The sequence below is a fragment of the Rhizobium ecuadorense genome, assembly GCF_001187535.1.
Classification (GTDB): domain Bacteria; phylum Pseudomonadota; class Alphaproteobacteria; order Rhizobiales; family Rhizobiaceae; genus Rhizobium; species Rhizobium ecuadorense.
Genome location: NZ_LFIO01000054.1, coordinates 1 through 229, shown reverse-complemented (window position 1 = coordinate 229; position 229 = coordinate 1). Strand labels below are relative to the sequence as shown.

General features: G+C 58.1%; 1 pseudogene. It reads right to left on the bottom strand.

The features are described from left to right. A pseudogene (locus tag AF337_RS46190) lies at nucleotides 1–228 on the bottom strand (hypothetical protein); the annotation flags it as partial. Nucleotide 229: the final 1 nt, after the last annotated feature.

Genomic DNA, 229 nt, shown 5'->3' with positions numbered 1-229 from the left:
CTGGCTGGCCTTGCTGATTTCCAAGCTGCAGGCTGAATTGTCGGCATCGACCGAAAAATTAATCGGCAGATCGGACGGCATTCTCAGCAGATATGTTCTGGCTTCACGCGCCGGGGTTTCTCCCGAGGTTGTAATCGCCTGATCCCCGGCAGACAGGAACACCTCTTGCGCTGGCTCTCTGGCAATGCACGGAGGCGCAGCCACGCTGGCGAGAAGCAGCGTAGAGATG